We start from the raw sequence: 14,699 nt of genomic DNA on the forward strand, positions 1-14,699 counted from the left end.
TACCTCCTATTGCATATTTGCACCGTTAACTATCTCTATCAATTCTTGGGTAATTGATGTTTGCCTTTGCTTATTATATTCAAGGTTCAATTCTTCTATTAAATCGTGAGCATTATCAGTTGCATTTTTCATAGCATTCTGTCTCGCATGGAACTCACTCAATTTTGTTTCAAACAAGAAAAGATAAATTTTTGACAAAACATAAAAATAAGCCGCTTGCTCAAAAACTTCTTCCTCCATCGGTTCATATTCATACCTTGCATCCAACTTTTCATTTTTCCCTTTTATTGGAAGTAAATCAAAAACTTGAGGCAACTGAACCAATGCATTCCTTAATTTACCATAAACAACCTTAACTCTTTTTATATTATTCTCTCTCATAATTTCAAACATATCTTCAACCAAATATTCCGCATGATCAATTTTTGGTATATCGTATATGTTAGTCCTATTTAAAAAAATTTTTTCATTTTTCAATGCCGAATATCCTTTCGTTCCAATAACAAAATATCCTTTAAAATCTGTTAATTTTGATTTTAAGCTTAACGCTTCTCTTGTCAAATCACCTGGAAAAGAACCTGCTAATCCCATTTCTGGAGTTATAAGCAAAACAAGAGTTCCTTCTCCATCTTGAGTATAAAAGCTATCTTCATTTACTGGTACTTTTTCTAAAATCTTTTCAGAATAGTAAGCATAATTTTTAACTGTATCCCACTGTTTTTGTATCTTATTGAGCCTTGCAGTAGCAACCATTTGCATAGCCCTTGTTATCTGCATTGTTGATTCTGTCGAAGCTATTCTTCTTTTTATACTTCTTAAATTACCTCGACTCATTTAAAATCACCACCAAACTATTTAAAAACTTTCAAAAACTTCGATGCCGCTTGATTTAATTCATTTTTTACCTCTTCAGTCAAATCTTTTGTTTCTTTTATTTTCTTCAAAGTATTCGAATAATTTTCTTTCACATATGAAATAAACTGCTTCTCAAAACTACCTATTTTTTCAGTAGGTATTTGATCTAAATAACCTTGTGTTGCAACATATATTATCGTTACCTGCTCTTCTAATTCCATTGGAGAATATTGCGGTTGTTTCATCAATTCAGTTAGTTTTTCACCTTTAATTAATTGTTTTTTAGTAGACTCATCAAGATCAGCTGCAAATTGAGTAAATGATTCTAACTCTCTATATTGTGCCAAATCCAACTTCAAAGAGCCAGCAACTCTTTTCATTGCTTTTGTTTGTGCATCTCCACCAACCCTTGAAACTGATAATCCGATATTGACAGCCGGCCTAATTCCAGCATTAAAAAGGCTCGGCTCTAAATAAATTTGACCGTCTGTTATAGATATAACGTTGGTGGGAATATATGCAGAAATATCATTAGCTTGAGTTTCTACTATTGGTAATGCAGTTAAAGAACCATTTCCGTGTTCTTCGTTTAATCTTGAAGCTCTTTCCAACAATCTCGAATGTAAATAAAAAATATCTCCTGGATAAGCTTCCCTTCCAGGTGGCCTCCTCAATAGTAAAGAGACCTCACGATAAGCCGCTGCATGTTTAGAAAGGTCGTCATATATAACTAATGCATCCTCTCCATTAAACATAAAATATTCTCCAATTGCGGCTCCTGCATAAGGAGCTATATACTGAAGTGAGGCAGGATCAGATGCATCAGCTGCTACAATAACGGTATAATCCATGGCACCATACTTTTCCAAATTATCGATTGTTCGAGCTAAAGCAGAAGCTTTCTGACCAATAGCCACATATACACAATACATATTTTTGCCTTTCTGATTTATAATAGTATCAACAGCAATTGCAGTTTTCCCTGTTTGTCTATCTCCAATTATTAATTCTCTCTGACCTCTACCTATTGGAATTAAAGCATCTAAAACTTTTATCCCAGTTTGAACAGGAGTATCAACAGGTTTTCTTGTAATAACTCCCATTGCTTTCCTTTCTATAGGATAGAAATCTTTTGCTTTGATTTCACCTTTACCATCAAGAGCGATTCCCAAAGGATTTACGACTCTTCCTAATAAACTTTCTCCAACAGGCACTTCTATAATTCGCTTTGTCCTAATTAATTTGTCTCCCTCTTTAATACCTTTGTAATCATCTAAAGTTATTATACCCACATTATCTTCTTCTAAATTCATAGCGATACCATAAACTTTCGTTCCATTAGAAGCTTCTATTTCAACTAATTCATTTGTCATAACATCTTTTAAACCATATGCCCTAACTATACCATCACTGACTTGCATTACCCATCCAATTTCTTTTATTTCGCCACTCTCATAACTCTTTATGCGTTCTTCAATTACTTTTGTCAATTCATCTGGGTTAACCCTCAAAAAATTCACCTCCAGCAGTCGGTGCATAGGCAGACTGTATGTTTTCCAAAAATCCTTTAACAGAATAATCAAAAAATTTGTCACCAATGTATAATTGTAATCCACCTATGATTTCTTCATTATATTCAGTTATTAACTTTATTTTTCTTCCGGTTTTATTATGAATAACGTTTTTGATATCTTTCAACAATTCATTTGAAATTTTCTTTGATAATACAATCTTAACTTCTACAACCTTTTTTAATTCCAAACTTTCTTCGTGTAAAATACTGCTAATAAGAGGGATTAACTGTTGCCTACGCTTCTGAACCAATATACGTAAAAAATTACGAAAAATATTATTATTTAACCCGCTTATTTCTAAAAGCTTATCAACGATATAATCATAAGGTAATAAAGGGCTATAAACGATGTCTCTAATTGATTCGTCTTTTTCGACAGTTTCTACAATTTTTTGAAAAGCTTCTACAAAATTATCAAGGTTTTCAATTTCCCCGCTTTCTCTTAAAACCTCTAAAAAAGCATACACATATTTAGAGGCTAAATAATAAGAAGCTTTCATCATAAGTCCCCTTTATCTTGAAGGCTTTTTATTGCTCTTCTAACTATTTCTTCATTTTTTTGTTTGTCTATTTGTTCTTTAAGTATCATAGAAGAAATGCTAAGCGATAATGCAATTAACTTTGACTGTAAATCTTTCACAGCATTTTCTTTTATCTCTTCAGCTTCCTTTTCGGCTTTCTCCAAAATATTTTTACGTTGATTTTCTGCTTCTTCCTGCGTAGATTTTAAAATTAATTTTGCCTGCTCATTCGCTTGTTCAATAATTTCATGCCTTTTATCTTCTATTTCCAATAATTGCTTATCTAATTCTTCTTTTTTAGCCTGTGCTTCTAACCTAAGTTTCTCAGCCTCATTCAAATTCTTTTCAACTTCTTGTTTACGCTTATCCGTAATATCAAAATAAGGCTTATACAATAACCTATACATTAAAAGCATAAAAGCTATAAAACCCACTAAATTAACTATCGAAGTAAGATTAAAAGATAACATTAAATCACCCCTTCAGGGATCTTTCTTTATATTTTCCCAAAATATATTTACATGTTTATGGAAGAACAAACAACAATATTAAAGCAACGACCAACGAGTAAAGACCCGTTGTCTCAGCAATAGCATCAGCTAAAATCATATTTGTTCTTATTGTACCAGCAAGTTCGGGCTGCCTCGCCATAGCATCCATAGCATGAGCTCCAACTTGACCTTCACCCAATCCAGGACCAATAGCTCCTATTCCCATTGCAATTCCTGCCCCTAACAATTTACCTAAATAATAAAGTCCCCATCCTACATATCCACCGTTTTCAATTAAAGTTTGAAGCATTGAACTTAGATCCATCTCTTTTCCTCCCTTGCTTTTTATAATATTCTTTTATAATTTCTAAAACTTACATTTTGTTGATATTATAATTAAAGCTTAAAAATCGCTAATATAAAACCTAATCCAACATAGTACCAATATAAACTATAGTTAATAAAGAAAATACAAACGCTTGAATTATTCCAAAAAACCATCCAAAAATAGCCCAAAGAAACACTGGCATTACAAAATATTTTATCAAACTACTTATAATTAAAACCAACATACCTCCTCCCACTACGTTACCATATAACCTAAAAGAATGAGATATTGGCTTTGCGATTTCACTAACAATGTTTATAGGAAACATTATCGGATTTGGTTCAAGTAACGATTTAAACCATTTCCCAATTCCTTTTGATCTTATAGCAAAAAAATGGCTTATTATCAAAACCATTATTGCGTATGTTAGGTTCACATTTAAATCAGAAGTAGGAGGATACCATGTATCTGTAAACAACTGTACTTTAAGACCGTCAGCTATAGGAACAACATTTATTCCAGGAATACCCCCTAAAACATTTGACACAACTATGTATAAAAAAAACGTAGTAGCTATAACAAAGGTATGTTTTCTATATTTTGGATTTGGAACAACTTCTTCTGTGATTTCCCAAAAAAAATCAAAAAAACTTTCAACCGCTGCCTGTAACCTTCCAGGAATCCTTTCAAATTTCACACTTCGCGCAAATAAAAGAAGGATAAACATCACAGAAAAAGACATTATCAACGTCATAGGATTTATTTGACCAAAAAAACCACCTTTCCCAAAAGAAACAATCCAACTTTGACCTACACCTTCTAAATTCATTTCGAATATAAATAAATTTACTAACCCTAACCCAATATAAAGAATGAAAAAAAAGATAGTCATATTTTTTAGTCTCTCAGTTGTCACTCACGCACCTCCTCTTCCTTAACTTCTACTATCTTAAAAATTATGAAATTCAGTTTCTATGAATATTTTAACGTTCAATTTTTTCAAAAATCTCTCCCTTGTTATAAACCCACCTTAAACTCAGATGCTTATTTTTAAAAAACCTTTATTTTAAAGATACTTCAGCTATACAATCTATTTATAAGAAAGGTAAACAGAAACTTTCATATTGATTAAACCTAAAAAGCTTAACATTAACGCGGTCAAAGAATTATAGGCTGCAATACCCAAAATTATGCCATATAAAAGATATCTAAGAAAAAATCCCGGCAAAATCTTTCTTACTTTTGAACCAACTTCCATTTTTTTAATCTCTTCTGCCAAAGAATAAAACCCTAAAATAGCTCCTAATCCGCCCCAAAGCACCCACAAAGATTCATAAGAAAAGAAAAAAGAAAGTGTCACAGTTTCAATCGCTACTATTATTACTGTTTTTATTATTAACTCTTTGAGCTTCTTTTTCAGCTCTGTCATATTTTTCAGCCTCTTTCAAAAGCTCTTTTACTGCCGAATATAATCCCGAAATCATACCTAAAAATATCAACAAAACTATCCATATTTGCTGTCCTGTAAATTTAGTTATTAAATATCCTATCAAAAAACCAACAAAAATATTTGACAAAACAATTACAGCAAAATAAACGATCAGATTCAATGAACGAAAATAATCAAAGTTATACTTCTTCAATTTTTAACCTCCATAAAAATAACCTAATAACAATTATACTATTTATTCGATAAAAATTCAAATATGTATGTTAACTAATTGATATGACACACTCACATATAGTCTTTACATCCCTTAAAATCATGGCTTACAGATATTTAATGAAAAACTTAAGATAAACAATCATTAAGACAAGAAGGAATGAAAGAAGGTATCGAAAAAGGTAAACATGAAGCTGAAAAAGAATTCGCAATTAAGGCATTGAGTTGAAGATTTGGAAGAGAATTATCTGTAAATTTATTATAACCAACATTAATTCACAATTACATAATTGGTCCAATTTGTATTCTTTTATTATCATAACTTTTAAATCAAGAGATTAGTAAAAGCAACCTTTAAAAGGAATTAAACAAATTCTCTTTTTAAAGGGATAAATACAATATATTTGATAAATTAATACGTTAATCAATTAAAATATAAGAAAACTTTTTCGTTAATATTAAAGATTGGGTATTTTTTTGATCAATTTTAGCGATTACTTCCCAATCACCTTCTACCAATGTTTCATTAATCTCAATTCCTATGGAAGGATATGTAAGCGCCTGAGTTACCATTTCACCTTTTCCTGGCGTTTTTAAGAATAATTCTATCAGTATTTTTTTATTATCTTCATCAATCCCTATACTATTTAGATTCAAAACATAACCTCCTGTCCTTTTTTCTCCAGCACTTATACAGATAATAAAAGGAACTTTCTTTACATCGGTGACTGGTACATTATTTTGATAAATCAATACATCAGGTGTTTGACTTCTTACAAAACATTCGACAATTTCATAATTCATTGCCTTCTCTCCTTTTTCTTGTGATTCATCGAATATAAGATCATTTTTTTCTATGTATTCATCAGTATTTTTTCCAACTTCTTCTTCAATAAGTTTTTCCTCTGATGAAGAATACAAAAAATATCCTGTCCCTAAAATAATTCCAGTCATCAAAACAATCATAAATATTTGATTAAAATTCATAATATCTCCTCCTCGTATAATAGTAAATAGTCACTTTAGAAATTCTAAAATCTAAGTTTTGCCAATATTTTAGTTTTAAATTTTTTCAAAAATACCTCCATAGCTCTAATCTTTACTAATTCTTAATTCTTTTAACTTTTTCGGTACTTGTACCAAAGGTGGGAAAGAGGGCTCCGCCCTGGACCCATTTTAAATTCAAATGCTTATTTTTAAAAAATTCCCAATTCCTAAAATCTTTAATTAAAATATAGTCTTCAACTTAACTCCATTATAAATCCAAAACTTTAATTTTTGAAAATTTTTTATTTATAAAATGCCTGCAATTATCATTTAATTATACATCAAAAATATATAAAAAATATTAAAGTTGGGACCTTTAGGCCCCAACTTTATTTAAAGCTATAACTTAAAATATTGTCCAAGGAACGCCGTATCCACCGTATTCATCTATAAATCCAAAACCAGGATTATTTATAGGAATTGCTACTGGAATATTATTATTATTTATTGTTATCTCTCCACTTATACCAAATGGTTTAGCTATTACAATGTCATCTAACCACGCCGTATCTTCACCCACAGACAGACTAATATCTTTTTCATACGCAAATCTTACGGTGTGGCTCCCACTATCTAATAAAACACTATAAGTCATCCAATCTTGTTCGCCACTTAAACGCAACTTTTCAACATTATTTACATACACTTTAAACCAATCATAATTATTCTCCGAAGATACTTTAACCTTAAAAGACAATGAAGCGACAGTATCAACAGTAAATGTTGTTTCTACCCAACTTTTTTGATTATCATTAATATTTCCAAATTTCAGAACTTTAGCTCCATCAATTACTTCTATATAGGGTTCTGCATGTCCGCCACTTTCCCAGTTAAAGAACTCATGTTCTAAATCACCATCTTCGAAATCTTCCTTTGCAATTATTTTTTCTTCAGGTATATCTCCTTCATAATCATAAACTAAATAATAATGACCGCTCTCTTCTATATAAGGTAATAAATCAATAATTATTTTCTCGTAACTTCTTATATCAAAAGCTTCCACAATATAAAAATCTTGATCTAATAATAAAACAGATAAACTTCCTGGGAATGGAAGGTCGCTTGTTAGTTTTGCTTTAAACTGGGTAGTTTCAAATTCTTGAGTATATATTGTTGTTTGAGTATATATTGTTGGTATGTCTTCTGAGAGAGGTTCTACAGTAACTTTATTTGTATAACTAAGCGCTTCTGCCATTCTGTAATTAGGTGCATATGCATATAAATACTCTGGGCCACCTATAATTATTTTGTATTCTCCCGGCTCTATCCAAGCAAATAATTCGTAACCTTCATTATTAGTCTTGCCATAATATCTTTTACCCGTTTCTTTATTTTCTAAAGTAATGTTAACGCCGGGTAAATAATAGCCACCCTTTTTAGTTTTTGCTTCTACTCTTAGAATACCGCCCTTATATTCATTTGGGTCAAGATTAAGAGAGTTCGCGGCATTTATTCTTCCATAGCCTGAAGCAGTATCATAACCTGAAACATCTATATCTTCTGCTCCTTCTTCTATCATCTTTCTTATTTGATAAACATCTGCATCTGGATATTTTTCTTTCAATAACGCTGCTAAAGCAGAAACATAAGGAGCCGCCATAGAAGTACCTGCCCAATAAGCGTAAGGTTCTTTCCCACCTACTCCTTCTATTCCTTCACTTGAAGCAAGTCTTACCGGAATAGATGAAATTACGTTGTCACCTGGAGCTGCTACAGAGACATATTCTCCCCTTGAAGAAAAAGAAGTAACTTCATCTCTTGCATTACTTGCTGCAACACCTATTACTCCAGTAAATGCTGATGGGTAATGCCAGAATTGATCAGTAGTATCATTACCAGCAGATGCAACAACCACTACGTTATTCATAAGAGCGTAATCAAATGCATCTTTTAGTATGTTGGAATATCCTCCACCACCCCAACTGTTTGATAAGACGTTTGCTCCGTTATTTACAGCCCATACTATTCCGTCAGCGACTGCATAGTCGCCCACATAACTAGGTCTAAAGATTCTAATAGGCATAATCTTAGCATCTGGTGCTAATCCTGATATTCCTATATCATTATTTCTTTTAGCAGCTATTATTCCAGCTGTATGCGTTCCATGACCGTCTGAATCAGAATCTATATTGGGCGCAATTGTCCTTCTATAATAAGGATCGTAACCTTGCACTAATTGACCTTCTAAATCAGGATGAGTGCCGTCTGTACCTGTATCTAATAATCCAACTATTACTCCCTCTCCAGTTGCGGAAGCCCAAGCGGTTTCGGCTTCTAATCGGTCAAGAGCATATTGGAAGCTTCTAAACGGATCTGTTGTTTCTGGAGTGACATTGTTATTGAGCTGTATAGAATTGTTTCTTTGAATTTGAGGATCTTGGCCTTTAATTACAGGAATTAATCTTCTATCGGTATAATTTGGTTCGATGTATCTTATCCCATCTATCTTTTCATTTTTAATAATCTCAAAAGCTTTATTTACATCCATAACACTTGTGTCTAATTTTATAAGTACTGCATTAAGTTCAGGTATTTCTTTTTCAACTTTCGCACCTTTCTCATCTTTAAATTTTGACAATAACTCCTTTACTGCTTCGTCTCTTTTTCCTTCTTCATAACCAACAACTAATTCATTATCGTTATATTCGCGACCTTGAAGTTCTATAAAAGTCGGAATATATATTCTTGAATTATTTAGATTTGAAACAGAATTATCGTTTAGATTATTATCATAATCAGATATTGCATTCAAGTTCATACAACCTGAAATTATAAAAACCAAAGAAACAGCTAAAACAACTATTATTGAAAATCTCTTTTTCATTTTGTCTTACCCCCTTTCTCAATTATTTCCAGTTGTAAATTCATTATGCATTTCAGGCATTACTCCTCCAAAAGGATCTATACCCCAACCATAGTCTATTGCTATAGAATATGCCAAACTATCTGAATCATAAGACACAGCGTATGCGTAATCTACTCCCCAGTCATAGGTTTTACCAGCTTCCAATTTATTATCTCCATAATAATAAATTCCAGAAGGCAAATATAAGAACCAACTTAAATCTTCATATTCAGGGCTTCCTTCATTCCCTTTAAAAGTTACAGAAACTTCTGCAGCTCCTACTGTTGCAAAATCGTACATGTAAACAGTAGAGCCTTCTAAAATCCCTGGGAAAATATAATTTTCACTTTGTACTAAATCGTATACCCACATTGTATAGTAGTACTCAACAACAGATTCAGGAGAAATTAACTCTTTTGTGGGTTCCCAAACAAAGGTTGGTTGTCTTGAAACGTTTGTTTCTCTATCTGCTGGTGACCTTAAATTAACGTTAAAACTATCAAGAGGAACAACTGAACCTAATTTAACAAGTTCACTTTCTTCATTTCCTTTGTAGGAAGTGACGGCATACCATACTTCTTTACCTGCTTCGTTTTGTGCTGATGGATCTAAATAATAACCAGATCCTACAGTAGCTATTTTTCTATAATTAACTCCGTCAAAAGATCTATAAACGTTATATCCATCTGGACGAACAACATTTGGCCCAACAAGTCCGTAGTAATACAATGTGTCATAATCAAACCAGCTTATTTCTATCCATAAGTTAGTTCCTTGTGGTGCAGCTTCTATCCCTGTACCAAAATTTTTTAATGGTTCAAAATCTTGTGGTAAGTCATTAGCGCCATTAAAATCAAACTTATCAGAAACTATTTTTAATAGTTTATCGTTGTTATAAAATTCTACTCCTTGATTCCTTGTATAAGATACTATGCCAACATATCCAAAATCTACTGGACTTATAGGAACAAAGAGTGCTCCTTCAACTTCTTCGATTTCTTTAGTTATTGTTATGTATTCTATCTTTTCTACTCTATTGTCATTATAATCATAAAATACAACATATAAAGGATTTTCTCCATAAAAATTTGAAATATCAATCGTAAATGTAGCTGTTTTTGTATCTGAAGCAATATATCGCTCTCCCAAAGAGCCTGAACCCGGAACACTTCCTATTTTAGCGTAAATAACACTCGGATGATTATCTGTCTCAACATCAACTCTTAACGTGAAACTTCCTGTAATATTGGTGATATCTAATTCGTTACCTTGCAAATCAAAAAAACTGAGAGTAACTTCAGGGAAAGTTTGGGTATCAGGGTCTGTAGATAATTTAGCAGTTCTTAGTTGAACTTCTTTAAAATTATCCACAATATCTTCTACTTTTAATCCCTCAATCTTGCTTAAAGCATATCCTTGCTTTTTCAATTCTACGTCTATTTTTTCTGGAAAACCTCTAACATTGAAAGTTACTTCGCCTTTTTCATTTGTTGTGCCTCGTGCCAAAACATCTTCCCCATTTTTGATAACAACAGTGGCTCCTTCAACTGCCGAACCTGTGTTAAAACTAACAACAATGAGTGAAGCCGGAATTGGTTCAAGAGCAATAGTTGAAAAACTCCAAACAGGGCCGGTGGCAGTTTTTCCGTTAGGATCTTTTGCTACAACTTTCCAATAATATGTCTTATCGTTTTCAAGCTCCAAAGGTCCATAAGATTTCGATGTTAAATTTGATTTAAAAAGAGGAGGATTACTTTGTTCACCAAAATATAAATCATATTTCAACGTATCTCCATCAGGATCACTTGCTTGCCATTGTAAAGTCACATTTACTGGAATATTTGATGCCCCATTTACAGGATAAGGATTCGAAGGTTTGTTCGGCGGATTATTAAATAAAGGCACGCATGCAGAAACAACAAATAGAGAAATCAGTAAAACAACAACATAAAAATACTTTTTCATTCTTAAATCACCCCCGTTAAATAGTTCTTAAAATTTTAACTACCAAAAAACTAATTCTTTGATAAAATATTTAAATTATTTTTAAATTTCTGTTTATAAAAAGGCTGTTCAATTTTTATTATATCACATATCAATCACAATTGCAACATTAAAGTATTTTTTGTTATTTTTTTACTATTTTTGTAAACAAGATAAAAACTAATATTTTATATTATTATAGCCTTTTCGTTTAATATAATAAAAAATTTATTGTTGTTATAATTGTTATTATATTAAATTAAATATTTCATTTAATATATATTGTAATCATTGTAATTTATATTATAAAGAAAAATTCTATTTTTTATTAATTAAATTGCATTTTGATTTAAAAATTATTCTATCAGTTTTTATAGTATAATTATCTTGAAAAAGCCTAAGGAGTTGAAAAACTATGTCTAAAAAGTTGTTAAAAAATGCCTATGTTTTGATTAGTGCCGACGATGATGTTGAAAAAATGAACATTTTAATAGACAAAGATGAAATTGAAGATTTAATACCCGTAGAAATAACAAATAAAAGAGAACAAGGGATTGAAAATGTTGAAGAATTTGATTTATCCGGAAAGTTAATTGTTCCTGGATTTATTAACGCTCATACTCATTCTGTTATGTCTTATTTTCGAGGATTAGCAGATGATGTATCTATAGATGATTGGTTATTTAAATACATGTTTCCAAGGGAAGATCTTTTAGAAAGCGAAATGGCGTATTATGGTGCGATGGTTTCTATTTTAGAAATGATTTCTAACGGTATAACAACTTTTGTTGATATGTACATGTTCACAGATAGCGTAGCTAAAGCAGCTTACGACTTAGGTATTAGAGCATATATTTCAAGAGGGCTATCTTACGATACACCCGAGGGATGGAAAAAAAGGCTGAATGAAAACATAGGAACTTATGAAAAATATAATGGTTTAGACGATAGAATTTACATAGGATTTGGACCTCATGCCCCCTATACAGTTCCCATAGATAAACTTAAAGAAGTTGCGAAACTTGCAAAAAAATATCAAACTCATGTTCAAATTCATCTTTTAGAATCTACAAATGAAAAGCAATTATACAATTTAATTGATATAGAAAATACTGGTTTGTTTGAAGTTCCTACTATAAGTGCACACTGTGTTTATGCAGATGAAAAAGATATAGAAGTTCTTTCAAGAAGCGAAGTTAATGTAGCTTATAACCCAACAAGTAATATGAAATTGGGAAATGGTATCGCCCCAATAGTGAAAATGTTGGAAAAAGGTATTAACGTAACTTTTGGTACAGATGGTTCTGCAAGTAATAACTCTTTAAATTTATTTAGCGAGATGAAAATAGGAGCTATCTTACAAAAATATAAATATGGTCCAGATAAATTTCATGTAGAAGAAATTCTTCGAATGGCTTGGGAAAACGGAGGTTTCGCTTTAGAAGAAAAATTAGGAAGGTTAGAACCTGGATTTAAAGCAGATTTAGTTGTACTTGATATCAATTCCCTTGAGTTTTTCCCAAATGATTTGTCTAAGTTGAAATCTCATATTGTTTATTCTGTTAATCCGAAAAATGTGTATGCAAGTATGGCAGCTGGAAAATGGCTTTACTTTGATGGTAAGTTTCTTACTTTAAAAGAAGGCGAGGAGAAAATTTATGAACAATTTTATAATTATTACAAAACACTTGAAAATAAGCATAATAGCCTTAACTTTTCTTCTAATTATAATACCAACGATAACTGCAGGTAAAGGCATTGATAAATATATAGATTTTTCTCCAAATGGCTATGAAGATTTGGAAAGAATAGTTACAAGAAATGGAACTGTTTTAGAATCTACTCTACCTGATAATACAGAGCACCTAAAGATAACCTTTTTAAAAAGTAGCGACATATACGAAGTACATATAATTTACTTTAATAATCCTTTTACGTTGCTAAATTTTTGGTATACTTTTGTTAATGACTATTCTAATGGCTTAACTGCAGCTTTTTCGGCAATTCCTTTTTTATATGGCGAATTCAATATAGAATACATGAAAATGCAATTAAGTGCGTGGTATAAAGGATTTCAAAATATGTTTTTCGTTGTTTATGGACCAAAAAGGTCTGTTGTAAACGATTTAATACTTCAGTTGAATAGATGGTGATATTTTTGGATTTATACAATAGATTGAGCACATATCTTAAAAATAGATACGGTGAAAGGGTACAAAGGCTACCAATAAACGCAGGCTTTACATGTCCAAACAAAACAGGAGAAAAAGGTAAAGGCGGATGTATCTACTGTGATTCAACAGGGAGTGGTTTTGCTGCTTTTTCATCTCAAACAAGCATAGAGAATCAAGTTAAAAATATGATCTCAAGGTACCAATCAAAAGCTAATAAATTTATCGTATATTTTCAATCTAATACTAATACTTATGCTCCTGCCAAAGTTTTAAAAATTCGATATGAAAAAGCGTTAATCGATGATAGAATAGTTGCTTTAGATGTTTCCACACGCCCTGACTGTATTTCAAACGAAACAATAGAAGTTTTGAAAGAATTTAAAGACAACTTAGATGTTTTTGTTGAACTTGGTGTTGAAAGTACTAACCCCAACACATTGAAATTTATGAACAGAGGTCATACGTTGGCTGAAGTTATCGATGCTACAAATAGATTAAAAAAAGCAAATGTGGAAATCATATTGCATTATATAATAGATTTTCCTACAGATACTATAGAAGATGTTGTTGAGATGGCAAAGATAAGTTCTGTTTTAAGAGTAAACGGAGTAAAGCTTCATTCCTTATATATAGTTGAAAATACAAAACTTGGGGAAATGTATAAACTTGGGGAATTTGTACCTTTGACTTTGAAAGATTTTGTTGATAGGTCTATAATTTTTTTGGAATATTTAGATCCGAATGTTGTAATTCATAGACTTGTTGCTGATCCACCAAAAGAAGGAACGTTACATGGAAACTGGGGTTTAAGTAAAATACAGATTTTAAATATTATAGAAGCTGAAATGAAAAAGAGAAACAGTTATCAAGGAAAATTATTTGATTATTTAAAGTAGGACAGTTGGTCGCAAGTAGGCATACGTGCCTATTTTGAGGAAAGTCTGGACTCTAAGGACAAGATGCTGGCTAACTGCCAGAAGGAGAGATCCTTGAACAGGGCCATAGAAACGGAAACCGCCGACTGGCAAGGGTGGAAAGGTAGGGTAAGAGCCTACCAGTGTTAGAGTGATCTAATAGCTTGGTAACCTCCATCTTGAGCAAGGTCAAATGGGAAGGCCATAGGTAGTCCGCCAAGTGAGCTGATGCTCCGCCTTCCGGGTAGACCGCGTAGATAAATGACCAACTAAACAGAATCCGGCTTATAGTCCTACTGTTTATT

Annotated in this window: 14 protein-coding genes and 1 other RNA gene; 4 read left to right on the forward strand and 11 right to left on the reverse strand. The window is 31.8% G+C overall.

The window, feature by feature from the left end; genetic code table 11:
• Positions 1-6: 6 nt before the first annotated feature.
• The 11 genes from atpG to X924_RS00975 all read right to left on the reverse strand — a co-directional run bounded on the left by atpG (position 7) and on the right by X924_RS00975 (position 11,288).
• Entirely contained in the window at positions 7-834 is an 828-nt protein-coding gene (atpG, locus tag X924_RS00925; RefSeq protein WP_121957066.1) for an ATP synthase F1 subunit gamma, read from the reverse strand.
• Positions 835-851: 17 nt separating this feature from the next.
• Entirely contained in the window at positions 852-2,366 is a 1,515-nt protein-coding gene (gene atpA, locus X924_RS00930; RefSeq protein ID WP_121957067.1) for a F0F1 ATP synthase subunit alpha, read from the reverse strand.
• On the reverse strand, positions 2,356-2,928 hold the full coding sequence (gene atpH / locus X924_RS00935) for an ATP synthase F1 subunit delta (RefSeq protein WP_158245270.1): 573 nt from the start codon (positions 2,926-2,928) through the stop codon (positions 2,356-2,358). The genes atpA and atpH overlap by 11 nt, the downstream gene beginning before the upstream one ends.
• On the reverse strand, positions 2,928-3,419 hold the full coding sequence (gene atpF / locus X924_RS00940; protein WP_121957069.1) for a F0F1 ATP synthase subunit B: 492 nt from the start codon (positions 3,417-3,419) through the stop codon (positions 2,928-2,930). The genes atpH and atpF overlap by 1 nt, the downstream gene beginning before the upstream one ends.
• Before the next feature lie 55 nt (positions 3,420-3,474).
• A complete protein-coding gene (locus X924_RS00945) occupies positions 3,475-3,735 on the reverse strand; it encodes a F0F1 ATP synthase subunit C (protein ID WP_369826004.1) in 261 nt (86 codons plus the stop codon).
• Between the two features lie 130 nt (positions 3,736-3,865).
• A complete protein-coding gene (gene atpB / locus X924_RS00950) occupies positions 3,866-4,684 on the reverse strand; it encodes a F0F1 ATP synthase subunit A (RefSeq protein ID WP_121957071.1) in 819 nt (272 codons plus the stop codon).
• Positions 4,685-4,858: 174 nt separating this feature from the next.
• On the reverse strand, positions 4,859-5,197 hold the full coding sequence (locus X924_RS00955; protein WP_121957072.1) for an ATP synthase subunit I: 339 nt from the start codon (positions 5,195-5,197) through the stop codon (positions 4,859-4,861).
• Positions 5,133-5,411, reverse strand: a complete 279-nt coding sequence (locus tag X924_RS00960; protein ID WP_199172598.1) for an AtpZ/AtpI family protein — start codon at positions 5,409-5,411, stop codon at positions 5,133-5,135. The genes X924_RS00955 and X924_RS00960 overlap by 65 nt, the downstream gene beginning before the upstream one ends.
• Positions 5,412-5,851: 440 nt before the next feature.
• Entirely contained in the window at positions 5,852-6,418 is a 567-nt protein-coding gene (locus X924_RS00965) for a protease complex subunit PrcB family protein (RefSeq protein WP_121957073.1), read from the reverse strand.
• A gap of 406 nt (positions 6,419-6,824) precedes the next feature.
• Positions 6,825-9,302, reverse strand: a complete 2,478-nt coding sequence (locus X924_RS00970) for a S8 family serine peptidase (protein ID WP_121957074.1) — start codon at positions 9,300-9,302, stop codon at positions 6,825-6,827.
• 18 nt (positions 9,303-9,320) lie between these two features.
• Positions 9,321-11,288, reverse strand: coding sequence for a hypothetical protein (locus tag X924_RS00975; RefSeq protein WP_121957075.1), 1,968 nt, complete (start codon positions 11,286-11,288; stop codon positions 9,321-9,323).
• A gap of 433 nt (positions 11,289-11,721) precedes the next feature.
• Here X924_RS00975 and X924_RS00980 point away from each other — a divergent pair, with 433 nt between their 5' ends.
• The 4 genes from X924_RS00980 to rnpB all read left to right on the forward strand — a co-directional run bounded on the left by X924_RS00980 (position 11,722) and on the right by rnpB (position 14,698).
• Positions 11,722-13,059 (forward strand): amidohydrolase, encoded by a 1,338-nt coding sequence (locus X924_RS00980; RefSeq protein WP_121957076.1) that lies wholly within the window; start codon positions 11,722-11,724, stop codon positions 13,057-13,059.
• Positions 12,965-13,459: a hypothetical protein gene (locus X924_RS00985; RefSeq protein WP_121957077.1), complete on the forward strand. Its 495-nt coding sequence runs from the start codon at positions 12,965-12,967 to the stop codon at positions 13,457-13,459. The genes X924_RS00980 and X924_RS00985 overlap by 95 nt, the downstream gene beginning before the upstream one ends.
• 5 nt (positions 13,460-13,464) lie before the next feature.
• Positions 13,465-14,376, forward strand: a complete 912-nt coding sequence (locus X924_RS00990; RefSeq protein WP_121957078.1) for a TIGR01212 family radical SAM protein — start codon at positions 13,465-13,467, stop codon at positions 14,374-14,376.
• Positions 14,370-14,698: RNase P RNA component class A (gene rnpB / locus X924_RS00995), an RNA gene on the forward strand. Before X924_RS00990 ends, rnpB begins: the two co-directional genes overlap by 7 nt.
• Position 14,699 lies beyond the last annotated feature (1 nt).

The sequence above is a fragment of the Petrotoga sp. 9PWA.NaAc.5.4 genome, from assembly GCF_002895485.1.
Lineage (GTDB): Bacteria > Thermotogota > Thermotogae > Petrotogales > Petrotogaceae > AZRK01.

Bases quoted from the DNA above. Each gene is read 5' to 3' on its own strand.
- X924_RS00955 (WP_121957072.1), bottom strand. From the start codon at position 5,197: ATGACAGAGCTGAAAAAGAAGCTCAAAGAGTTAATAATAAAAACAGTA.
- X924_RS00965 (WP_121957073.1), bottom strand. From the start codon at position 6,418: ATGAATTTTAATCAAATATTTATGATTGTTTTGATGACTGGAATTATT.
- X924_RS00970 (WP_121957074.1), bottom strand. From the start codon at position 9,302: ATGAAAAAGAGATTTTCAATAATAGTTGTTTTAGCTGTTTCTTTGGTT.
- atpH (WP_158245270.1), bottom strand. From the start codon at position 2,928: ATGAAAGCTTCTTATTATTTAGCCTCTAAATATGTGTATGCTTTTTTA.
- atpG (WP_121957066.1), bottom strand. From the start codon at position 834: ATGAGTCGAGGTAATTTAAGAAGTATAAAAAGAAGAATAGCTTCGACA.
- atpF (WP_121957069.1), bottom strand. From the start codon at position 3,419: ATGTTATCTTTTAATCTTACTTCGATAGTTAATTTAGTGGGTTTTATA.
- X924_RS00985 (WP_121957077.1), top strand. From the start codon at position 12,965: ATGAACAATTTTATAATTATTACAAAACACTTGAAAATAAGCATAATA.
- X924_RS00975 (WP_121957075.1), bottom strand. From the start codon at position 11,288: ATGAAAAAGTATTTTTATGTTGTTGTTTTACTGATTTCTCTATTTGTT.
- X924_RS00980 (WP_121957076.1), top strand. From the start codon at position 11,722: ATGTCTAAAAAGTTGTTAAAAAATGCCTATGTTTTGATTAGTGCCGAC.